Consider the following 20,429-nt stretch of genomic DNA (forward strand, 5'->3'; position numbering starts at 1 on the left):
AGACACGCGATGAAAATTGCCGTATTCAGCGCCAAGCCCTACGATCGCGAATTTCTCAATGCCGCGAACGTTACCGAGGGCCATCAACTCAAATACTTCGACGACCCGTTAGAACTGGAAACCGTCGAACTTGCCACGGGCAATGACGCCGTCTGTATCTTCGTCAACGACACTGCGGATGCAGCGGTCCTCGACGCACTCAAGCGCGGGGGAACACGCCTCGTCGCGCTGCGCTGCACCGGCTTCAATAACGTGGATCTCAAAGCCGCCGACCGTCTCGGGGTGAGGGTGGTTCGAGTCGTGGATTACTCGCCCAACTCGGTTGCGGAGCATGCGGTTGCATTGCTGCTGGCGATCAATCGGCGGATCCACCGGGCCTATAACCGAACGCGAGATTCCAATTTTGCGCTGGACGGGCTGATGGGTTTTGATTTTTGCGGCAAGACAGTGGCCGTGGTCGGTACAGGCAAGATTGGCCGTGTCTTCACCAGGATCATGCTTGGTTTTGGATGCAAGGTCATCGGCTACGACAAATTCCCGTCACCCGAATTCGAGGCGTTAGGTGCCAGCTACGCGCGTCCACTGGAAATTGGTTCGAGCGCAGACATCATTTCGCTGCACTGCCCGCTGACTCCGGAAACCTTTCACATCATCAATGCCGACAGTCTGGGCAGGGCAAAGCGCGGGGCATTGCTGGTCAATACCAGTCGTGGTGGGCTGGTGGACACCGAAGCGCTGATCGAGGCACTCAAAAGCGGGCAACTGGGAGGGGCGGCGCTCGACGTGTACGAGCAGGAAGCAGAACTTTTTTTTCGCGACCTTTCCAGCACCATCATTACCGACGATGTGCTTCAACGCCTGATCTCGTTCCCGAATGTCATCGTTACCGGTCATCAGGCGTTCCTCACGCGTGAAGCCGTGACGACGATTTGCCAAACAACCCTGCGAAGCGTCACCGAGTTCGAAACGGGCCAACCGCTTTCGAACGAAATCAGGACATCCTGAACCTCACCTCAGGCGTTCGTTCGACGATGAGGGTGAATAGAACATCGCGCACAGCATCACGCCACACGGACGGAGGGATGACGTCATGGCAACGAGAGGCCGAATCGTGAGGGCGATATGGCTGCTGCTGCTCGCTGTGATGTGCCTGCCGTCGCGAGTCGAAGCGGCGGACGGGCAAACCCTGATGATTGCGAAGGCGCGCGGTGCGCTGCGCTGCGGCGTTAGCGAGGGGATTGTCGGCTTTTCCGTACGGGATGCCGCGGGACACTGGTCGGGTATCGATGTCGACTTCTGCCGCGCCGTGGCGGCCGCCGCCCTCGGCGACCCCGCACGGGTCGCATTTGTTCCGCTCACGGCGTCAGCGCGTTTTCCGGCGCTTTTGACGGGTGAGGTCGATCTGCTCGCGCGCAACACAACGTGGACCCTGCTTCGTGAAGGGGCTCTCAAGGTCCAGTTCGCGGGTGTTCTGTTTTACGACAGCCAGGCATTCATGGTGCCGGGGCGGGGCGGAGCACAGTCGGTTGCCTCGCTCAAGGGTGCCACGGTCTGCGTACAGAAGGACACGTCCACCGAAGAACATCTGCTTGCCTACTCGGCGGCGAACGGGCTCGACATCAAGCCGCTCGTGCTGAAATCCGCGATTGAACTGGAACAGGCGTTCTTCGCCGGGCGTTGCAGCGCATACACGGCCGACGCGTCCTATCTGACTGCCATACGCTTGCATGCGCCAGGCGGCGCGGCATCGGTCGTCATCCTTCCGGAGCGGATCTCGAAACAGCCACTTGGCCCGGTTGTCCAGGGTGGTGACGTCTCCTGGCTGATTCTCGTGCGCTGGGTGCTGTTCACGCTGATCGCAGCAGAAGAACTGGGCGTGACCTCTGAGAACGTGCAGGAACGGATGAGCGATCCCCTTGTTCGGCAGGCGCTTGTTCCCGACGATACAGTCGCCCGCGCGATCGGTGTCGAACCCGAGTGGACACTTCGGGCGTTGCGAAGCGCCGGTCACTATGGAGAGATGTTTGACCGAAACCTCGGCGCGCGCAGTCCGCTGCGGCTCGAACGCGGGATCAACGAATCGTGGACGCATGGCGGGCTGATGTATGCGCCGCCGATGCGCTGAACCCAGCGAGGCGCGTCATGAGCGAACTGCAGGTCTATATTGTCCTCGGCGTGTTCGCGACGGTCATACTGGTGATCGCGTTCAACGTGATCGATATGGCCGTCGCCGCGCTTGTCGGCGTGAGCGTTCTGATCGCGCTGCGCATACTCGACGAACAGGACATGCTGAGCGCGGCCCGAACCGCCGCGGGTCCGATCAGTCTGTTGTTCGGCGGCATGGTGGTCGCGCGCATCCTGTCATCCACGGGCCTGTTCGACCTGGTCGGCGACCTGTATCTGCGGGCCACCGGCGGAAGCGGTAAGCGCTTCCTGCTGCTCCTGATTGCGATTGTCGCGCCGCTGTGCGCGTTCCTGCCGAACGCGACCACGGTCGTCCTGCTGGCCCCCATCATCATCCGCGTGGCCGTGGCGCTCGAGGTGGACATCGTCGCTCCGATGGTGCTGACCGCCATCGTCAGCAACTCAGCCGGACTGCTCACGCTGGTCGGCGATCCGGCGACGTTCCTCGTCGGCAGTTCGATCGGCATGACGTTTGGAGAGTACCTGCGGCGCGTCAGCCTGGGCGGTGTCGTCGCCGTTGGGGTCGTGGTGCCGATGCTTCCGCTCCTGATGCGCGACATATGGCAGATCCGGCGGACCTTGCCGGCCCGTGAGCCGCGTGCGCGGCTCCAGCGGCCTATCTATGCGGGCGTGTCGCTCGTCGTGCTCGCGACGATGATGGCGCTGTTCGTGTTCGGCGAGGACTTGCCCACGCGCATCGTTCCGCCGGCGGTTGCACTGATTGCCAGCGCACTGGCGCTGCTGGTCGGCTACGCGTCCAGGGTCGAGTCTACCGATAGCGTGCTGCGGGAGGTCGACTGGAAGACACTGGTGTTCCTCGGCGCGGTTTTCTGTCTGGTTCAGGCGATGACCAGGACGGGTCTGCTTCAGGTCATGGCACTCCAGCTCTATCAGCAATTCGGCACCCAGTTGTCGCTCGTCGCTCTGGTGATGATTGCCGGAATTGGACTGCTGTCGTCGTTGCTCGCCAACGTACCGGTTGCAGCGGCGTCCATTGTGATGGTCAAGGGATACCTGGTGGCGGCGGAGTTCGTACCCGACATCGCGTTGTCCGACCAGTTCACCCAGTGGCCGCCAGTCACCATTCCGGTGTTCGTCGGGATGATGTTCGGCGCGACGCTCGGAGGCAACGCCACACTCATCGGTGCGGCCGCGAACATCGTATCGGCGGGTATCTGCGCACGCGAAGGCAGGCCCGTGACGTTCGCGACGTTTCTGCGCTATGGACTGCCTGTGACACTTGTGCAGCTCGCAGCGTCTGCGCTCTACGTGCTCGTGCTGGCGCGGGTCTCGCACTGACTCGCGAAACTGACCATGGGGGCAGGGCGGCTTCGACACCGCGTGTGGATCCGCAGGATCTGGGCTGGATCGTTTCGAGGGGCGGGCGTCTTTGTTGAACATCTGCGCGCAACGTACGCGAGGCCTCGCGTGCAGTTCACAGCCACTGCGCGTGCAACCCTGTCGACGCATCGATCAGTTCGCGCGCGATGACTGTTTATTTCCTGGCCGCGCCGGTGACGCGTGACCCTCGTTGTCCGTGGAGCCAGGTTCTCGCGTTGAACCGACTGAGGAGAAGTAGCCGCCGCAGTGTTCCCAGCTACGCAAGCCACGTAGCGAGACTAGCCGCCCAACCCCGCAATCCCCAGTGCTATAGTTGTCCCGTCATTCTTCTGCGATCCTGACTCCCATGTTTTGCGACGCGTGCGAGAGAATGCTGCAAAGCGCTATTCCTGCGCCCCATCCACAGTTGCAGAAATCAGACTGTTCGACGAGGCTGCGTCCACTGGGTCGCCGCCCGCTCGAAGTGTGCAGATATCGCTGTCTTCAGTGCGGGGTCAACTGGATGCTCGAAACCGACATGTCGAACGCGGGCGAGCACGAGTGGATCTGTCTTTACCATTCGTCGAGCATTCTCGAGCCAGGCAGCGCTTCGGCGCCCACTTCGCAGGTGGAAACGGATTCTCCAACAGTTGCGCGGGTGAACGCCGCTTATGCAGTGGGCCCAGAAAAGCCGTATCAAATGTTGATTCAGCTGGGATCGCTTCCCTTCGTATGACGAACTAGCGCCGGCCGCCGCCGCCGCCGCGTGCGCCTCCGCCACCGCCGCCACCACCACGGGCTGCGCCGCCCCCACGGTTATAGTTCGAGGACTGCGCGCTCGCTTGCCCGCGATTGTAGTCGCGCTGCGTCGCGGTGCCTCCGCCGACGCCCTGGAATGCCGAGTCGCGGCCACCTCCCGAGTAACCGCCGCCGCTTCTGTCAAAGGTTTGTGCGTTTGACGGAGCGGCACGAGCGGACGTTTGCGCGCGATTGCTCGCCGCCGCACCTCGATCCGACGCCTGTGCGCGATTGCTCGCCGCCGTACTTCGATCGGACGTCTGTGCGCGATTGCCGGCTGCGGCGTTGCGGTTGGACGTCTGTGCCCGATTGCTGGCTGTAGCACCTCGATCGGACTTGTTGGCCCGATCGCCGGCACCCGCGGTATTCGTTCGGCCTGTACGGTTGGCGGCGGTCGCGTTGTTCTGGCGACCCGTGCGATTTCCGGCTTCCGCGCGGTTGGCGACGCTCGCACGCTCGGTAGCGCCGCCGGTGCGACCGCGATAGTCGCGTCGCGCGTCGGCGCCCTGCGTACCCTTCGAGTACCTGTCACGCGTCGCGTTGTCGCGATAGGCGACCCCCTGACGATGTCCCGCGTCGTGCTTCCACTTGCCGCCCTCTACCTTGGTACGGTCGAAATTGCGGTCGATGTTAACGGCCTTATTCACGTTGATGTTGACGTCATTGTTATTCCAGTTGCAATTGCCGAAGAGTGCGCCCGCAGCCGCGATGCCGACCCCCCATGCGAACCCGGTCGCAAGAGCGGCGCCGGGGTAATAAGCCGGATACGGCGGCCAGTAGGTCGGCGGGTAAGCGGGAGCGCTCCAGCCGCCGTAGACGACGGTTGAATTGTAGGAGGGCACGTAGACGACCTGGGGATTGGATGGCTCGATGCGCACGATGGTTTGCGGCGTCTGGCCACCTTGTGGGCGCTGGCCGCCTTCACTCGGGGCCGGCGCTTCGACAACCACCTTCTGCTGCGCGTTAGACGTCAGGTGTCCGGCTTTTTGCGCACGCACCCTTAATCGCTGCACAGCGTCGAGCACGTCCTTTTCATTCGCAAGGAACGCATCTCCGAGCCGCTGGGTCCAGTCGAGCTTGTCGTTCATTGGTTCCAGCACCTGTGGAAATGCCACCAATGACTTCACGCTGACGTCCCACGGCTGGTCCTGCACCGCTTTCACGGCAGCTTCACCCTTCAGATCCTTGTGCGTCTTCACCCAGCGGGCAGCATGCACGATTTCGAGCGGATAGGTCGACGCCATCAGGATTTGCGATAACAGCGAGTCGGGATAGAGCGCGATCGGCGCGACCAGCGCTTCGATTTCCTCCGGTGGAAATTGCTGGGCCTGAGGCTCGGGCGCCGAGGCTGGGAGTGGCACGGACGCTGCGGCCGCAACAGAGGCTGCAACCTGGGCAGAGGCCGGGGCTGCGGCCGGCGCTGAAGCGGGCTGCGTCTGAGCCTGCTGATCCTGTTGCTTCGATGGGCAGCCCGTCAACACGACGACGAGGCTGATGCTTAAGAGCCGTGCAATCCTTCTCGTCATGGCCGCTCTCCGTTCGTTCCGTCAGGCAGCGAGTTGTTCGTGGGCTTCAATCTCACCGAGGCGGATGATCAGGCGGATGATCCGGTGACTGGTCGCGCGCGGCTACGTTGCACTGTGCGCAGATGATGGAATACATATTGGACTAGTGCTCGCCGTACGATCGGTACAGCCGGGTCTTCCAACTGCGGGCCGACCGCCGTGGTGGAGGTCCATTTTGCTTTTCCCGGCGGGACGACTGTTCCTGTTTCATGGCAACGATGGCCTTCGTCTACAGTGAGCTCCCGAGGTCAGAATCGCTCAGCGATGTACTTGAACGGATAGTGCGGTTCCTCATAGCCGTCCGCTTTTTGCCGGCTGGGAAGCGTCACTTTCCTGCGGGGCATCGCCGTGTAGGGAATCCGGTGAAGCACATCGCTGATGACGTTGAGCCGCGCGCGACGTTTGTCATTCGAATTCGCCACGTACCACGGAGCGATCTCGGTGTCCGAGGCCTCGAACATTGCGTCGCGCGCACGCGAGTAGTCATACCACCGGCTATAGGATTTCAGGTCCATATCCGTGAGCTTCCACACCTTGCGCCCGTCGTGGATGCGTGCTTCAAGACGGCGGGTCTGTTCCTCGGGGCTGACTTCGAGCCAGTATTTGAGCAGGATGACGCCGGATCCGACGATCGCCCGCTCGACGAGCGGCACCGCCTTGAAGAAGCTCTGCACGTCCTCATCGGAGCAGAAACCCATCACCCGCTCGACTCCCGCGCGGTTGTACCAGCTGCGGTCGAAGATCACGACTTCTCCAGCGGCGGGCAGGTAGGGCAGGTAGCGTTGCACGTACATCTGGCTCTTTTCGCGCTCGCTCGGCGCGGGCAGCGCGACGACGCGAAAAATGCGCGGACTCACACGTTCGGTGATCGCCTTGATGGTGCCGCCCTTGCCCGCGCCATCGCGTCCTTCAAAAACGATGCAGATCTTGCTGCCTGTTTGAATCACCCATTCCTGGAGCCGGACCAGTTCGACATGCAACTGGAACAACGCCTTCCGATACTCCTTGTAGGAGAGCGTTTTGTCTGTCCCGGACGGGTCTTTTTTCGCTTGTGTCTTCGCCATTACCATGTCTCCATGCGCACGTTGACCTGAGTAATTTTCCGAAGATCCCGTACCAATGTAGGTCTCGGCGTAAAGCAATGCCATACAACCTTGGTCTAATATCGTCGCCACGTCGAACGCCGTATGCTGCAAGTCTGCGCTCGTGGTCAACTGATGAAGGCGGTGAGGAACCACATTCGTGCCACGCGCGCGGAATGCCGCAGGGCGGGGTAGTCATCCGATCCTGATGAACCTGTACAAGCGTCACGCATCCGACAGCTAGATGAAGCGTGAATATCCGCGCTCCCCGTTCGCTACGCCGCATTGCCCGTTTCCAATCCGCGAGAGGAGGCCTCCTCGCTCAACGGCATTCGCTCGGCGCGAGGTGTCGAACGCCACGTGCCGATTCGGCAGGGTAGTGAGTACGATCAGAGTACGATCACGCGCTAACCGCAATCGGAGAGTTCATGTACGCTACTGGTCCGACGGATGAGGAAGACGTCGAAGCGCGCGAGCCGGTTCTGGATACCGTCGACCGGGTGTCGGAACTGTGTTTTGGTCTGTTTATGGCGCTGACGTTCGTCGGCGCCGTGTCGGCCGTGACAGCAGGCGAAGACGCTGGGCGAAAAATGTTCTACACGGCACTTGGCTGCAACCTCGCGTGGGGCCTGGCGGATGCTGTGATGTTTCTCATACGCACGCTGACCAATCGCGGCAGACGGCTCACACTCGCGTCGACGGTAAGAAGCGAGCCGGACGCGGCCGCCGGAGTTCGCGCCCTTCGCGACGCGTTGCCAAGATGGATCAAACCCTTGATTGCCGATACGGAACTGGAACTCATCCGCGCGCGCCTCGCTGCCATCACTGCTTTGCCGCACCGCCCGCGCCTCGTGCGCAATGACTTCATCGGCGCGGTGGGCATTTTCTTGATCGTGGTCTTCTCGACGTTTCCGGTTGCATTGCCGTTCATCCTGTTCAGGGATGTCCCGACTGCCTTGATCGTGTCGCGTGCACTCACCCTTGCCATGTTATTTGCCAGTGGCGTGGCGCTAGGCCGCCACGCCGGCTACGGCGGATGGAAAACAGGATGCGCGATGGTTGCGCTCGGCGTCGCGCTGACCATGGCAATCATTGCATTGGGTGGGTGATGCCTGGTCGGCTCCGCCGGATTGCCCAGCTCCCGCCTGACCCGCACGAGTTGAGCTTCTTCGGGCAGTCGTCGCGTTCTCGACCGTCACGTTGATCGACAATGAACGGGTACCCTGCATGCACATATAGAAGCCAGAGTGCACGAATACATCGACAGGCAAACGCATCAGGATCAAGAAACTGCTTCAGCTTTGCGCTCATTCATCCTCGCTTCACCTGTAGCCTGTATGGGCGCCCGGGTGATTGCGGTGCGATGTAACCCGCGAGACTTCTGTTCGCTATGGAAGAAAACGGTTGTGCGCGAGCGTCGTCGATATTTGAAGTTTGTCGATCCCGCGACACCGGCGCTTGCGCCATCGAACCACCTGGATGACATCGTGATAATTAACTGGGTACGAAATGAAACTGTTCGGGTCTACCCTATTTGCTGATCTATGTCAGAAAATGCAGGATGCCTTGGCCTATAGTGATCCTGCCGATCGGGAAAAATGACGCAAAGTCCCCGGTAAATAATTTGCGGCGGCCTATACTAAATTACAGCTATTACCTTGCCGGATGTTCGCGGCAACTTTCGCGAAGTCAACTAGGTCGTTGAATCCAGTAGATCAGGCGCCGCAGCCGTATTGGCTGAATCAGCGCGAACTGGGTACGGAGATACCGATGATCAATCCGATCATGCAGGGGAGAGACCGGGTGATAGACGTAGTTACAACGTCAATAGCTTGGTTCGCACAACAACGCTATTTTCTTCAAAGCTTTTCCCCCGACATACGTGCTTTCCGAACTAGTGGCGCCACGATTCGCGAACGACACGATTCTCATTCAACGACGTCGACGCAGGTCTTACTCCCATCCCTTCACTGTGACATTGGCGTGTCGAGCATGCAGGCCACGGCCGACCCCCTTGAGGATCCTGATTCGGCGCCGGGATGGAGAGGGCGTGTTGTCACGTGCGTGTCGTGGTTACTGGGAGGCGGCCGCGGTACGCGCCGGATGCTCAACGCAAGGATTCCTTTGCGGGAGGCGCTTGAAATGATGCCGGTCCCGATCGTCACCGTCGACCATCGGAATCAGATCACCTTTGCGAACGCTCGAACGATAGAACTGTTCGGCTACACCAGAGAACAGCTGGCCGGCGCGTCGACGGAGATTCTATTCCCGATTCGTGGCGTGGGTGGCGACCATTTGGAAGTCGAAGAGCGTGGCGAAGCAAGCCAAATCGCCGGCGTTTCAACGACACAGGTGCTGGTCGCGCGGCGGCGTGATGGAGTCGGTTTTCCCGCGGAAACCAATACCACGAAATACACGGTTCACGACCAGGTACTGCGCATCATCGCAATATCGGATCGCAGTGCCTCCCAAGAAGTGGATCGAAACCGGAAGGAACTCGTACATCTGGCGCGCGTTTCGTCTCTGGGGGAGCTCGCCGGATCGCTTGCACACGAGTTGAAGCAGCCACTCACCGCCATTTTGTTCAACGCGCAAGCGGCACAGAAATACATGGAGTCGGAGACTGCCGACAAAGCGGAGCTCCGGGGCGCGCTAGAAGATATCGTCACGGATAACCGTCGGGCGAGCGAAGTCATCCAGAAGATCCGGACATTGGCGCGGAAAGGCGATATTGAATTGCAACCGCTGGACGTCGGCAACGTCGTACGCGACATTGCTGTTCTTGTGCATAGCGACGCCCTGACTCGCGGCGTTCGCACCCGCTTCGACATTTCCGAAAATCTGGCGATGGTTTGGGGTGACAAGGTTCAACTTCAGCAGGTCGTACTGAACCTGCTGTTGAACGCTTTCGATGCGGTCAAGGAGTGTGCTCCCGCGGAACGTGTGGTCGAGACAACCGTGCGCGAAGAACCGGATGGAGGAGTGCGGATTACGGTGAAAGACAACGGGCTGGGCCTGACCGTCGACAAGATGGACAAGATTTTCAGGGCTTTTTTCACTACCAAACTTCAAGGACTCGGGCTGGGTCTTTCCATCAGCCGCACGATCATCACCGGTCACGGAGGCAGGATATGGGCGGAGAACAACAATGGCAAGGGAGCATCGTTCCACGTAACGCTGCCCCAGGGAACCGGCTTGCGACAGGGCTGCGGCCCACAGTCACCATGAGCCAGCCCACAACCCGTGTTTTCGTCGTGGACGACGACGAACGGGTAGGATGCGCACTCACCCGCTTGCTGCGCGCCTCGGGCTATCACGTCGAATGCTTTGACAGTCCGGAAGCGTTTCTGGATAGAACCGATCTGGCGAGCACACCCGCTTGCCTCGTTCTCGATTTGCAGATGCCCGGCATGACGGGGCTGGAGGTGCAGCACAAGCTTGATCAGCTCCTTCCCATCGTGTTTCTGACGGGGCACGGCGACGTCGTCTCGAGTGTGGATGCGATGAAAGCCGGCGCATTCGACTTTCTAACCAAGCCGGTAAGCGAATCGCTCATGCTCGCTGCGATAGATCGTGCGCTTAAGCGCGCATGTATAGAGTTTGCGAAAAGAACCCAAAGGGCGGAGATCGAGGAACGGGTTAATCATCTCACGCGCCGCGAGCGCGAAGTCATGGCGCTCGTATTGACAGGTCGATTGAACAAACAGGTTGCCAGCGATCTGGGCGCAGCCGAAAAGACGATCAAGATTCATCGGGCCCGAGTGATGGAGAAGATGAAGGCGAGATCAATTGTCGAACTCGTTCGGCTCGCGGAAAAGGCCGGTGTGCACGCGGCCGACGACGAGTGATCCCCGCGCGGTCTGATCGACACCTCATACGATGCCTGCTCGGCCTCAACCACTGTGGTCGACGCTGCTAGTGGACCAAAGCCCTATATCTCATTTTGCTATCTCCCGGTAGGCTGAAGCTGCAAAAATCTACTAGCGAGAGCGATTGCGTGGTCGCATCGTAATATGGTCAATCCCAACCAAATCGTTGCTGTGGTCGACGATGACGAATCGGTTTGCCGCGCCATCAGGCGTTTACTGCAGTCTGTCGGTATAGAGGCAGAAACGTTCTCCAGTGGTGAAGAGTTTTTGGACACGCTTTCGGCGATTCCGTCATATCGGCCTTCTTGTGTGGTTCTGGATATCCAGATGCCGGGAATCAGCGGCTTGGAGGTCCAGCGTCAGCTTGCGCCGATCGGACTGCCTATCATCATGATTACCGCACACGACGAGCTTTCCGCTCGGCAGACCGCGCTTGTGTCAGGCGCTGTCGCGTATCTGCGTAAACCATTGAACGGCGCCATCCTGATCAAGGCCGTGGAAATGGCGGTAGGCGGTACGCCGCTGACCTGAAGCATTTTCATGAACCTTTGACATCTTGGCGAGCAACGATTTCGTTTCCGCCCATCCGCATTTCAGGTCATCCATAACAGTGACGCAGATCTAGAAAGATAGGCGCGCCACCGCAGTATGCTATTGGACCTTGGTTCAATTGCATACTGCGGTGCTCCGCGCAAGATGCGGATTGGGGGTGGGTGTGGCCAAGCTTCGTCAGTTGTGCGCTTTCATGAAACACGAGGAACGTCGGCCCACGGCAGCACGGGCGCGGGAAACGCGTCGCTTCGAAGACCGGGGCGTTTACCCCTATTATCCGGGACGGAGGATCGCAGGATGAGCCACCTCGTCGTCGCACTGATTGTATTCATCGTTGTTCTCGGCAGCGCACTAGCATGTTCCTACCTGCGCGACGTGCTGCCGCAACACCACTTAAGCGACGAATCGATCAGTATGGTGAAGCTGACGACCGGCCTTCTCGCTACTCTTGCCGCGTTAGTCCTTGGTCTGCTCATATCATCGGCGAAAGGCTCTTTCGACACGACGAACGGGGAGCTTGTACATAGCGCCGTCAACATCGTGCGTCTTGATCGCGTGCTGGCCAGATATGGACCGGAGACACGCGATATCCGCGCCCAGCTTAAACACATCACCGCTGCGTCGATCGCGTTACTCGCTGACGGTGATGCGGCACAAGTCGTGCGAATGACTGGCCCGGAGGCAATAGCCAGGACAGAAGAGTTTCAACGCCAGGTGGAAAACCTCTCGCCGCACAACGCAGCGCAAAGTCAATTGCAGACCAAGGCGCTGCAGATTGTCGATGAAGTTTACACCACGCGCTGGCTGGCATTGCTCCAGGAGAAAGCCTCCATCCCCACGCCGTTACTGGTTGTTCTGGTGGTGTGGCTGGGCATCATTTTCGGCACATTTGGCCTGTTCGCCCCTCGCAACGGCACAACGATCACTGTCCTGGTCATGGGCGCGCTGTCGGCGGCCGGCGCAATTTTCATGATCATGGAAATGAACACACCGCTCGATGGGGTAGTCAGAGTCTCCCTTGGACCCATGCGCGCCGCGCTCACCATACTTGGGCAGTGACCACTCGATCGCGGAGGTATTTGTTCGCTGGTCACCTGCTCAAGACTCACCAGCGATTGAACCAGCGTGATGTGCGAGTTGACGTATAAGGGGCTGAATCATCGCTGCTCGCAATAGGACTTGAGGACTCGAAGTGCAATATGCGCGGGAGTGAATGCGACTAAACTGGAATATGCATCAGTCCGGACGCATCGTCCCGTCGGGAGGAAATCGCAAGAATCTCACGCTGGTCACATCAGGAGGTGAGTATGAAGATTCTGTTCATGTTGATATGTGTAGTGCTGTCTTCGACTGCGTTCGCGGAGTGCGTCACCAACGCTCGTGGCGTGACAGCGTGCAACAACGCACAAGCGGCCGGCGGCTATAACGCAAATACGGGCAACGCGTGGAAGGCTCAAAAGAATCAGAACGGCGTGACGACGACGCAAACCAGCAAGGGTGGAGAGGCCAAGACGAAGAACGGCAAGGGTGTCTACAAGAGCCCGAGTGGAAAAACATGCTATCGCAGCGCCAACAGTCAGGGTTGCAATTAAAAATAGAAAATGGGATGCGAATGCGGAGCGGCTCATCTCAACGGACGCGGCTGCAAATGCTATGGGCGCCGCTCGCGCACCAGCATGCCGGTCCCCCGATTCTGCCCACACAGCCGCGGCGGCGCGGGTTATCCGGATGCTTCGCGAGAGCGAATGCACCGGGTCAGCGGCGGCAGTTTATGCGGGCGGCGGTATCACTCGGTAGTAGACGCCATTCGCACCATAGGACGGTTGGAACCACGTATTGCCGCACAAATAGTAAGTGCCACCCTGAACCTTTGGGGAGATACAGCCCGCTGGCAGCGCTGCGTAGACCGAACCCATCGCGAACTGTGTGCTGGCAACCGCAGCGGTGTTGTACGCATTGGCGCTGCCGGCTGCGACTCCGGCGTTGTATGCGTTAGATGTCGCGGCTGCCGTGTTGGCCGAAGCAATGGCGGCGCCGGCTGCTACACCGACTACTGCGCCCGCGGCGGCTGCGCCTGCTGTGGACCAGCCGCCGCAGTTGTAGCAGCCGGACCCGTAGTTATTCACGACGACCGGCGGATGGTACGCAGGATAGGTCGCACCGTAGTAGGGACTGTGATAGGCCGTCGCGCCCGATGAACTCGTGTACGTCGTGTAACCGGATCCCGTAGCGTGGGTTGCGGTGCCGCCGTAAGCGCTGGTCGCGGTGGTGCCCTGGCCATATGTATGGGTCGCGGTCCCGCCGTAACGATTGGTAGCGGTCGTTTGCCCCGATCCTTCCTGGTGGGTCGCAGTACCGCCATAGCGGCCGGTTGCGGTCGTGCCTTGCCCGTATGTGTGCGTTTCGCTGCCACCCCAGGCATTGCTGCGGGTTGTGGAATCCGAACCGGCCGCGTGCGATGTGCTACCTCCGCGATAGTTCGCATGCGACCACGCGCCGGCTGGATCGGTGACGAGCGCCGCAACGAGCACACTCAGGAGACGGATGACGACGGTCTTCATGATGCGTGTCCTTATTGGGTCCCTGGCGGCTTCGTCTTTGGCGGCGGCTTCATTCCTGGGGCGTCGGTCTCGTCCGGGCGCGCGAACGCGATGCGCGCCGCACCGGTCGCTTTGGCTGAAGCAAAGGCATCCGCGGGGACGGTCACATCGAGTTGCCAGTTGGACAGTTCCAGCACGTGACGCAGCCTGGTCCGGTCGTTAAGGTAGACGGCATAGATGCGCCGCGGCAGTTTGTCCTGCGTGCCGATCCAGATCTGCACGAACACATCCCCGGTGATATACGCGACCATGTCTGTCGTCGTATCGCCGACCACGCGCGATTGACCAATATAGAAAGCGACCTTCAGTCCGTCGGCAATGTCCTTATAGGGATCCGCGACGACCACATCGGTAAACGGGAAATAAATCGCAGCGGAATCGTAGGCGAGCTGTAGCGCGGCGTCGATCGTCGGTGGCGCGTCGGCGACGGCAACCAGGTTTTCCGCTGGCTCGAACGCCATCATCGCCTTGCCGTCGTAATAGAACTCAGAGGGCGGCCCGTCGCCGAGGGTGATGACCTTGAGCTTGTCCGGCCGCTGCAGTGTCACCTCCGATCTGGTCGAATAGACGAGGGGAGGACCGAGGCGGCTCGGACTCTCATAGGAGACGACGGCCGTGAATGCCATCGATCGGGCGGCGGCCAGGCGGGCGCACGCCGCTTTGAGCACCTCGATCGCGCGTGGTTCGAGTCCTGTCTGGAACGCCGGAGCGGCAGCCTTCGCGGGCCTGGCCGCTGCCTTAGCCGTGTGCTGTGTTTTCTGTGGCTGCTGGGTGTGGCCGTTCGCGATCATGCCCAGGCCAAGCGCGGCGACGGTCACGCAGCACAGGAATTTCGCGTAGGTCATCGTGGCCTCGATGAGTAGTCCAGTTCAGCGGCATACCCGGCGATGATCACGGGATCATGCCGCACTCGAACATCTTGCTGGCAATCGGAGCAGCCACTTTGTCGATGAACGCGGCACGCATCTGCGGATCGCTGCGGAGCAGTTCTACGGCCTGTTGTTCCTTCTCCGGCTTGGGCCGGCCTTTTTGCTGGGCTTTTTCCTGCCACAACTGCTCGCATGACGATTGCTGATATTTTTGAACGAGCTTGCCGGCTACCATATCCAGAACCGGGTATTGCGCAGCTGCGGTACCCGCGAACAGCAGCGCCGGTGCGATCGCAAAGCATAAGAGACGCTTGTTCATGACATCGCCCTCACATAGCCATCAAACGGTTATCAGCGAGGAAAAGTGTCGCGACCACCGCTTTCGTAACACTGACCTGGTTCCTGATTTTCGCAGGCCGAGCTCTGGAAAGGGCAATCAAACGCGCGTGCCCAAGAGACAGAATAGGGGACCTGTGCGGACACCGATATTGAACCTTGGTCTAACGTGTGTGCGCAATCCGCGGCCTCGTCACACGTGCCCGAACGTGCCCGAACGTGCCCGAACGTGCCCGAACGTGACCGATCGGGTCGGTGCGTTCAGCGAAGCCGGCGTTGCCAGGGGAAACATCGGGATGTCACTCGCTTCGCAGCAATACATGCCGACGTCGAATCGCACGATGCCCAATTCACGCAGGCACGACTCAATGGTTTTGAGGCGCTTGAACATGCGCGCCGCTGCGCTGCCAGGTTCGACTGGCGGACGCGCAGCGTTGTCACCGGCCCGTCATACTCGCTAGCCACTTACTTCGGCATCGTTGACAGGGACGTCGAGGTATAACAGGGTGGGCCTTCGTCATGACTGTCCCAAGGCGGGAATACCTTGTAGCAACCGTACAGTATCGGGCATGCGCGAGCAGACTGATTCGCAATCAGCCATAGAGCCATTGAGCAATGGAGCACGACCCGTTTCGTCCTGCTCGGCGTGCGTTTATCAAGCGGTTCTCTGTGCGGATGCAATCGCCACTAGCGGGACCTCGTCGCTGCACATAACATCAATGGTGAATCTAATTGTTTTCTTTTCCCATTCCGACGTATGCAGGTTTACCAGTAACGTGCGGATGCCGGGGCAAAACAGGTCCTTGCTGATTCGAATCTCACGTCATTCAGATTACAAGCGACGCCGCGCGTGAACAATTGCCCTTTGGTTCAATCCAGGTGTTGTTTCAGCGTTAGCGAATCGGCATTTTATTGCATCGATTGAAGAATGCACGAACTCGGCATTTACTAATGCTTGCATCAGGACTACGATTGATTTACCGGCCAGTTCTATGTCGTGTGTAGTAGTTACCTGGCTAGTCATACGGCTGGCCATGCGTGCGTTGTCTCCTGCGCTGGCCGATTTCACCGAATCGTCGCAAGCGACCTGCTATAGAAGTGACGGACCACAATCTGGCGAACACGCTGCCTGAAAAAACTCGTTGGCGAGCGAATCACGATCCTGACTTTCCGGCCTGCTGCACATATACGTAGCGGCGAAATCAGCCTTCGGGTCAGGCGCGTTATCTCTCGTCGAAATCCAGAGCGAGCTTTTCCGTCAGCCCATCTCTCGGCGCAAGCTCTTGAGAGGAATCCCGGTCATGAGCATCGTCATGCCAGCGATCATTGTTCTGGAAACCGCCATCATTCTGTGGCTGTTGATGGTGTTTGCCAGTCGCCGGCGAATTGCGCTAGCGAGCCGTAGTCTTAAACCGCCAAATCTTGCGGATTATGTCGAGCGCGCGATGGCGTGTCTGGCTGCAATGCGTCCGCAGGTTTTCACGATGTCCGCTGGTGCCGGTTCGCGCGACGTCGTATCACGAGCCGGTTCGTCGGGAGAGAGGCGTGTGGAGCAGCATCAAGTGGCGGAAGCAGCGATTTTGCCGGAAGCAGGTCAGCGTGCGCGCGGGGAGCGTCCGATAACGGAGAGGGACCATGCCGCGGCGTCCGCACGATCGGTGCGCCGCCAGTCTCATGAAAGTGGCGGACGATCCACAGGGTTGAACGATTCTCACGTGCTCGTGATGGAAAAAGGAAGCGGCGAAGCGTACTTTCGCGAGGCGCTCGCGCTTTTGCCTATTTCGATTCTGATGCTCGACGAGCGCGGCCGGATTTTGATGGTCAATCCGCAAACCGCCCGGCTGTTTGGATATGAATGCGACCAGTTGATAGGCAAGCCAGTTGGGCTGCTTGTGCCCGCTCTGCGTGCCGACACCGATGTTCCGCTCAGAGCCGACTTGTTCGCATTGCCGGAATCTCATGAAAGAACGCCATTGCGCGAGTTGTCTGCGCGGCGCAACAATGGCACGGAATTTCAGGTGGAGATCAGTCTGAATGCGTTTCGCTTCGACGACGGCAGCGTAACGCTCGCAATCATCGTCGACAGAACCGAGCGATACGAGCTGGAGCGCAACCGGCGGGATCTCGCGCATCTGACGCGCGTGTCCACAGTGGGCCAGCTTACGGCATCTCTGGCCCATGAACTGAACCAGCCGCTGACGGCGATCCTGAGCAACGTGCAGGCCGCGCAGCGCTTTCTCACGGCGGACCCCATCGATCTGGATGAAGTGCGAGAGATCCTGAACGACATCGTACAGGCTGACTATCGCGCGAGCGAGGTGATCCGGCGCATTCGCGCGGTCGTCAAGAAGGGCGATCTGGAAGTCGTATCACTCGATCTCGCGGGCATCATTCGCGACGTGGTCCTGCTGGTGCGCGGCGACGCGATCGTGCGTGGCACGCGCGTGACGCTCGACGTCGAGGACGATCTGCCGTCCGTGCGTGGCGACAAGGTGCAGTTGCAGCAGGTCATGCTCAATCTCCTGCTCAATGCGTTCGACGCGATGAACGATATGCCGCCCGTCGACCGCGTAGTGTCGGTGACGCTCATGCGCGAGAGCAGCAATACGATTTGCATCGCTATCAGGGATCGCGGCCATGGACTGACTGTCGACAAGCTGGACAAGATCTTTAAGCCATTCTTTACGTCAAAACCCCAGGGTCTCGGGTTGGGATTGTCGATTAGCCGCACCATCATCGACATGCACCACGGGCGACTCTGGGCTGAAAACAACATTGACCGAGGCGCGACATTCTTTGTCACATTGCCTGTTGGGAATGCGACGGAGCAGGATGAGTCGCGATAGAAACCATGACAGATTCTGCTTCGCTTGTATTCGTCGTCGACGACGACGACTCCGTGTGCGGCGCGCTGGCGCGTCTGATTCGGTCAGCGGGCTATCGGGTGGAGACATTCGGTTCGGCACGCGCATTTCTCGACAGGATGCCGGTCGATGCCTGTCCCGCGTGCCTCGTGCTGGATATCGAGTTGCCGGATCTGAGCGGACTGGAACTGGCGCGCGAACTCAATGCGGCGCTGCCGATCATTTTCATCACGGGGCATGGTGACATCGCGATGGGTGTCGGCGCGATGAAAGCGGGGGCAACCGATTTTCTGCCCAAACCGGTGTCCGATACTGACCTGCTGCGAGCGATTGAACAGGCGCTCGCGTGCGCGGTGCGAATGCGAGCGACCCGGCTTGAGTTCGACTCGCTTCGTGATCGCGTCGAGCGGTTGACGCCGCGCGAGCGCGAAGTGATGTCACTCGTCGTGATCGGCCTTCTGAACAAGCAGGTGGCAAGCGAACTCGGAACGGTCGAACAGACGATCAAGGTTCATCGCAGGCGCGTGATGGCCAAGATGGAAGTCACATCGCTGGCCCAACTCATTCGCATCGCGGACAAGGTCGGCCTTTCAGGCGTCGCGCATTCACACGCGGATCGCTGAGCGGCTGCAAGCGGCCTGACCGGCGTGTCGTCCGGGGATGCCATGAGGCCTTTCGGCGTCCACATTGCACCAAGGTCCACTATCGGCATTTGCGCCTGACTCATAGTCTATGGTTTGGGGGAGTGCACTGCCCCGTGCATTCCCGGACACCGGACTATGTGCAATGGGAAAACTCAAATCATTCGTTGTCGTCGTCGATGACGATGAATCGGTGTGCCGAGCGATCAAGAGACTTCTGCGCTCAGTCGGCATCGCTGCCGAAACCTTCGCAAGCGGCGACGCCTTTCTCGACGTGCTGTCATCCATGCCGTCATATCGTCCTGCCTGCGTCATTCTCGATGTGCAGATGCCGGGGCTCAATGGACTCGAGGTCCAGCAGCGTCTTTCAGGCAGTGGCACGCCTGTCATTTTCATCACCGCCCACGATAACATCAGCGTGCGCGAACAAGCCTTTGCAGGCGGTGCGGTCGCCTACATTCTCAAGCCGTTCAACGATGACCTGTTCATCAGGACCGTACGCGCGGCCCTCGAAGGAGGACAGCCGCCGTAGTCTGAACACGTGCGGATTCGCCCCGTATTGGACCAAAGTTCAATTGCCATCGGACAGATCTGCTACCAATACTACCGGTACCTGAAGCGCGCGGTGCACGCCGCTCCGGGACCCGGTCACGCAGTGACTCTTTTTGAATGGAGCGTCCTATCATGTTCAAGCTTGTCCGCCTGATGGCAATGATTCCGGTTCTGCTCGCGGCGGTCGCCTGCTCGAGCATGAACTCATCCACGTCTGCGTCGACGTCCGGGTCATCACGTCCTGAGCTGGAACAGAAAGCGCGTGATGCATATCGGTCACTGGTTGCAACAACGCCAAAGGCGGGGGAACTGGGGACCAAGGCCACTGCCGTCCTCGTGTTTCCGGACATCCTGAAGGCAGGGTTTCTTGTCGGAGCGCAGGGAGGAGACGGCGTGATGTTCGGCCCGGACGGCAAGGTGCTGGGCTATTACAACGCTACGGCACTGTCATACGGCCTGCAGGCTGGGGCACAGAGCTTCCATCAGGCGATGTTCCTGATGACACCGGCGGCGCTCAGTTATCTGAACAGCAGCGACGGCTGGTCCGTCGGCATGGGACCGAGTGTCGTTGTCGTCGACGAAGGCAAGGCGAAGTCGATGACAACGACCACGTTGCAATCCGATGTCTACGCATTCATCTATGGCCAGGAAGGCCTGATGGCGGGCCTCGGCGTGCAAGGACAGAAGATCACCAAGATCAAGCCATGAGTCCGCGACTTTACGGCGCTTTCTCACATCGGCGTCGGAGTGCCGTGAGTCGGTGCCGGAACTGGATTGTCCAGGAGGCGTTTCGCCATGCAACCCCTGATGCGAGTTTCACCCGGGCTTGTGATGTCGGCGCTGGGATGCTCAGTGGCAGCCCGGCAACCCATCATTTACCCGGCTAAAGGCCAAAGCCCTCAGCGTCAACAGAACGACACCGCCGATTGCCGGTTATGGGCGAAGCAGACCACGGGTGTCGATCTTGTTGTGCTCGCGCAGCAGGCTTCCGAGGCTCAGGTATCCCAGCCGTTGGCCACGTATCACCGCGCGACGGCTGCGTGCATGACTGGCCGTGGGTACACGGTGTAGTAAAGATCGCAAGCAGCATGAGAGGGACCCATGAACAGAAAATGCGTACGTCTTCCGCTGGCGGCTATAGCGGTGTTGAGTGGGCTCTGTTCGGCCACGTTGTGCGCTGCCGAATTCGACGGCAGT

The 20,429-nt window shown here is 59.8% G+C and carries 20 protein-coding genes; 14 read left to right on the forward strand and 6 right to left on the reverse strand.

Going from position 1 to position 20,429, the window contains the following annotated elements; genetic code table 11:
* Positions 1-9 precede the first annotated feature (9 nt).
* The 3 genes from P0D96_RS15365 (at position 10) to P0D96_RS15375 (ending at position 3,483) form a co-directional block, all read left to right on the forward strand.
* On the forward strand, positions 10-1,005 hold the full coding sequence (locus P0D96_RS15365; protein WP_408181882.1) for a 2-hydroxyacid dehydrogenase: 996 nt from the start codon (positions 10-12) through the stop codon (positions 1,003-1,005).
* An 85-nt stretch (positions 1,006-1,090) separates the two neighbouring features.
* Entirely contained in the window at positions 1,091-2,125 is a 1,035-nt protein-coding gene (locus P0D96_RS15370) for an amino acid ABC transporter substrate-binding protein (protein WP_408181880.1), read from the forward strand.
* Between the two features lie 17 nt (positions 2,126-2,142).
* Positions 2,143-3,483, forward strand: coding sequence for an ArsB/NhaD family transporter (locus P0D96_RS15375; RefSeq protein ID WP_408181879.1), 1,341 nt, complete (start codon positions 2,143-2,145; stop codon positions 3,481-3,483).
* Between the two features lie 761 nt (positions 3,484-4,244).
* Here P0D96_RS15375 and P0D96_RS15380 read toward each other — a convergent pair.
* Both P0D96_RS15380 and ppk2 read right to left on the reverse strand, forming a co-directional pair.
* Complete coding sequence (locus P0D96_RS15380; protein WP_408314134.1) at positions 4,245-5,828, reverse strand: DUF3300 domain-containing protein; 1,584 nt, start codon at positions 5,826-5,828, stop codon at positions 4,245-4,247.
* A gap of 287 nt (positions 5,829-6,115) precedes the next feature.
* Positions 6,116-6,931 carry a polyphosphate kinase 2 gene (gene ppk2, locus P0D96_RS15385; RefSeq protein ID WP_408181917.1) on the reverse strand — a complete coding sequence of 272 codons (816 nt, stop codon included), beginning with the start codon at positions 6,929-6,931 and terminating at the stop codon, positions 6,116-6,118.
* 446 nt (positions 6,932-7,377) lie between these two features.
* Here ppk2 and P0D96_RS15390 point away from each other — a divergent pair, with 446 nt between their 5' ends.
* From P0D96_RS15390 to P0D96_RS15415, 6 genes are all read left to right on the forward strand, one after another.
* Positions 7,378-8,058 (forward strand): hypothetical protein, encoded by a 681-nt coding sequence (locus P0D96_RS15390; protein ID WP_408181875.1) that lies wholly within the window; start codon positions 7,378-7,380, stop codon positions 8,056-8,058.
* A 661-nt stretch (positions 8,059-8,719) separates the two neighbouring features.
* The gene (locus P0D96_RS15395) at positions 8,720-10,177 is read left to right on the forward strand and encodes an ATP-binding protein (RefSeq protein WP_408289546.1); all 1,458 of its coding nucleotides are present in this window, start codon (positions 8,720-8,722) and stop codon (positions 10,175-10,177) included.
* Positions 10,174-10,797: a response regulator transcription factor gene (locus P0D96_RS15400; RefSeq protein ID WP_342960743.1), complete on the forward strand. Its 624-nt coding sequence runs from the start codon at positions 10,174-10,176 to the stop codon at positions 10,795-10,797. Before P0D96_RS15395 ends, P0D96_RS15400 begins: the two co-directional genes overlap by 4 nt.
* Positions 10,798-10,962: 165 nt before the next feature.
* On the forward strand, positions 10,963-11,349 hold the full coding sequence (locus P0D96_RS15405; RefSeq protein WP_408181871.1) for a response regulator transcription factor: 387 nt from the start codon (positions 10,963-10,965) through the stop codon (positions 11,347-11,349).
* 318 nt (positions 11,350-11,667) lie between these two features.
* Complete coding sequence (locus P0D96_RS15410) at positions 11,668-12,429, forward strand: bestrophin-like domain (RefSeq protein WP_408181870.1); 762 nt, start codon at positions 11,668-11,670, stop codon at positions 12,427-12,429.
* Positions 12,430-12,677: 248 nt separating this feature from the next.
* Positions 12,678-12,962 carry a hypothetical protein gene (locus P0D96_RS15415; RefSeq protein WP_408181868.1) on the forward strand — a complete coding sequence of 95 codons (285 nt, stop codon included), beginning with the start codon at positions 12,678-12,680 and terminating at the stop codon, positions 12,960-12,962.
* A gap of 177 nt (positions 12,963-13,139) precedes the next feature.
* On the opposite strand, the gene P0D96_RS15420 is transcribed toward P0D96_RS15415, so the two are convergent.
* The 4 genes from P0D96_RS15420 to P0D96_RS15435 form a co-directional block, all read right to left on the reverse strand.
* Positions 13,140-13,931, reverse strand: a complete 792-nt coding sequence (locus P0D96_RS15420) for a hypothetical protein (protein WP_408314136.1) — start codon at positions 13,929-13,931, stop codon at positions 13,140-13,142.
* Positions 13,932-13,942: 11 nt separating this feature from the next.
* Positions 13,943-14,815, reverse strand: a complete 873-nt coding sequence (locus P0D96_RS15425; protein ID WP_408314138.1) for a DUF2092 domain-containing protein — start codon at positions 14,813-14,815, stop codon at positions 13,943-13,945.
* Between the two features lie 46 nt (positions 14,816-14,861).
* A complete protein-coding gene (locus P0D96_RS15430) occupies positions 14,862-15,158 on the reverse strand; it encodes a hypothetical protein (protein ID WP_132383115.1) in 297 nt (98 codons plus the stop codon).
* Positions 15,159-15,368: 210 nt separating this feature from the next.
* Complete coding sequence (locus tag P0D96_RS15435; RefSeq protein ID WP_408314140.1) at positions 15,369-15,566, reverse strand: hypothetical protein; 198 nt, start codon at positions 15,564-15,566, stop codon at positions 15,369-15,371.
* 1,309 nt (positions 15,567-16,875) lie between these two features.
* On the opposite strand from P0D96_RS15435, the gene P0D96_RS15440 reads away from it, so the two are divergent.
* From P0D96_RS15440 to P0D96_RS15460, 5 genes are all read left to right on the forward strand, one after another.
* Positions 16,876-18,021 (forward strand): sensor histidine kinase, encoded by a 1,146-nt coding sequence (locus tag P0D96_RS15440; RefSeq protein ID WP_408289557.1) that lies wholly within the window; start codon positions 16,876-16,878, stop codon positions 18,019-18,021.
* A 5-nt stretch (positions 18,022-18,026) separates the two neighbouring features.
* Positions 18,027-18,662, forward strand: coding sequence for a response regulator transcription factor (locus tag P0D96_RS15445; protein WP_408289560.1), 636 nt, complete (start codon positions 18,027-18,029; stop codon positions 18,660-18,662).
* 163 nt (positions 18,663-18,825) lie between these two features.
* Positions 18,826-19,212 carry a response regulator transcription factor gene (locus P0D96_RS15450; protein ID WP_408183547.1) on the forward strand — a complete coding sequence of 129 codons (387 nt, stop codon included), beginning with the start codon at positions 18,826-18,828 and terminating at the stop codon, positions 19,210-19,212.
* A 152-nt stretch (positions 19,213-19,364) separates the two neighbouring features.
* Positions 19,365-19,940, forward strand: coding sequence for a lipid-binding SYLF domain-containing protein (locus tag P0D96_RS15455; RefSeq protein ID WP_408289563.1), 576 nt, complete (start codon positions 19,365-19,367; stop codon positions 19,938-19,940).
* 87 nt (positions 19,941-20,027) lie between these two features.
* Complete coding sequence (locus P0D96_RS15460) at positions 20,028-20,303, forward strand: hypothetical protein (protein WP_408289565.1); 276 nt, start codon at positions 20,028-20,030, stop codon at positions 20,301-20,303.
* The last annotated feature ends 126 nt before the right edge of the window (positions 20,304-20,429 follow it).

The organism is Paraburkholderia sp. RL17-347-BIC-D, assembly GCF_046027915.1.
GTDB lineage: Bacteria > Pseudomonadota > Gammaproteobacteria > Burkholderiales > Burkholderiaceae > Paraburkholderia.

Excerpts from the sequence above, each read along its gene's own strand:
- P0D96_RS15365 (WP_408181882.1), top strand. The coding sequence starts at position 10 with ATGAAAATTGCCGTATTCAGCGCCAAGCCCTACGATCGCGAATTTCTC.
- P0D96_RS15400 (WP_342960743.1), top strand. The coding sequence starts at position 10,174 with ATGAGCCAGCCCACAACCCGTGTTTTCGTCGTGGACGACGACGAACGG.
- P0D96_RS15390 (WP_408181875.1), top strand. The coding sequence starts at position 7,378 with ATGTACGCTACTGGTCCGACGGATGAGGAAGACGTCGAAGCGCGCGAG.
- P0D96_RS15460 (WP_408289565.1), top strand. The coding sequence starts at position 20,028 with ATGCAACCCCTGATGCGAGTTTCACCCGGGCTTGTGATGTCGGCGCTG.
- P0D96_RS15425 (WP_408314138.1), bottom strand. The coding sequence starts at position 14,815 with ATGACCTACGCGAAATTCCTGTGCTGCGTGACCGTCGCCGCGCTTGGC.
- P0D96_RS15420 (WP_408314136.1), bottom strand. The coding sequence starts at position 13,931 with ATGAAGACCGTCGTCATCCGTCTCCTGAGTGTGCTCGTTGCGGCGCTC.
- P0D96_RS15405 (WP_408181871.1), top strand. The coding sequence starts at position 10,963 with ATGGTCAATCCCAACCAAATCGTTGCTGTGGTCGACGATGACGAATCG.
- P0D96_RS15450 (WP_408183547.1), top strand. The coding sequence starts at position 18,826 with ATGGGAAAACTCAAATCATTCGTTGTCGTCGTCGATGACGATGAATCG.
- P0D96_RS15415 (WP_408181868.1), top strand. The coding sequence starts at position 12,678 with ATGAAGATTCTGTTCATGTTGATATGTGTAGTGCTGTCTTCGACTGCG.
- P0D96_RS15430 (WP_132383115.1), bottom strand. The coding sequence starts at position 15,158 with ATGAACAAGCGTCTCTTATGCTTTGCGATCGCACCGGCGCTGCTGTTC.
- P0D96_RS15410 (WP_408181870.1), top strand. The coding sequence starts at position 11,668 with ATGAGCCACCTCGTCGTCGCACTGATTGTATTCATCGTTGTTCTCGGC.
- P0D96_RS15375 (WP_408181879.1), top strand. The coding sequence starts at position 2,143 with ATGAGCGAACTGCAGGTCTATATTGTCCTCGGCGTGTTCGCGACGGTC.
- P0D96_RS15435 (WP_408314140.1), bottom strand. The coding sequence starts at position 15,566 with ATGTTCAAGCGCCTCAAAACCATTGAGTCGTGCCTGCGTGAATTGGGC.
- P0D96_RS15370 (WP_408181880.1), top strand. The coding sequence starts at position 1,091 with ATGGCAACGAGAGGCCGAATCGTGAGGGCGATATGGCTGCTGCTGCTC.
- P0D96_RS15445 (WP_408289560.1), top strand. The coding sequence starts at position 18,027 with ATGACAGATTCTGCTTCGCTTGTATTCGTCGTCGACGACGACGACTCC.
- P0D96_RS15395 (WP_408289546.1), top strand. The coding sequence starts at position 8,720 with ATGATCAATCCGATCATGCAGGGGAGAGACCGGGTGATAGACGTAGTT.
- ppk2 (WP_408181917.1), bottom strand. The coding sequence starts at position 6,931 with ATGGCGAAGACACAAGCGAAAAAAGACCCGTCCGGGACAGACAAAACG.
- P0D96_RS15380 (WP_408314134.1), bottom strand. The coding sequence starts at position 5,828 with ATGACGAGAAGGATTGCACGGCTCTTAAGCATCAGCCTCGTCGTCGTG.
- P0D96_RS15455 (WP_408289563.1), top strand. The coding sequence starts at position 19,365 with ATGTTCAAGCTTGTCCGCCTGATGGCAATGATTCCGGTTCTGCTCGCG.